This window comes from Kurthia sp. Dielmo (genome assembly GCF_000307285.2).
In the GTDB taxonomy this organism is placed as follows: Bacteria; Bacillota; Bacilli; order Bacillales_A; family Planococcaceae; genus Kurthia; species Kurthia populi.
Map to the genome: position 1 here is coordinate 1 of NZ_CAEP01000221.1, position 289 is coordinate 289.

Annotated in this window: 3 tRNA genes; all 3 read left to right on the plus strand. The window is 50.2% G+C overall.

Annotated features, from left to right (window positions below):
- The first annotated feature begins 8 nt into the window (after positions 1-8).
- The 3 genes from KTHG_RS00360 (at position 9) to KTHG_RS00370 (ending at position 286) form a co-directional block, all read left to right on the plus strand.
- Positions 9-101 (plus strand) — tRNA-Ser (locus KTHG_RS00360).
- A gap of 15 nt (positions 102-116) precedes the next feature.
- Positions 117-193, plus strand: a tRNA-Asp gene (locus tag KTHG_RS00365).
- A 17-nt stretch (positions 194-210) separates the two neighbouring features.
- Positions 211-286 (plus strand) — tRNA-Phe (locus KTHG_RS00370).
- The last annotated feature ends 3 nt before the right edge of the window (positions 287-289 follow it).

Below are 289 nucleotides of genomic sequence, written 5' to 3' on the forward strand. Positions count from 1 at the left end.
AATCCTTTGGAGGTATACCCAAGTCTGGCTGAAGGGATTGGTCTTGAAAACCAACAGGCGGGTCAAACCGCGCGGGGGTTCGAATCCCTCTACCTCCTCCATTTTTATTTTAATACGGTCCGGTAGTTCAGCTGGTTAGAATGCCTGCCTGTCACGCAGGAGGTCGCGGGTTCGAGTCCCGTCCGGACCGCCATTTTAAAAATTTATTGTGGGTTTGTAGCTCAGTTGGTAGAGCATTAGATTGAAGCTCTAAGTGTCGGCGGTTCGATTCCGTCCAAACCCACCATTT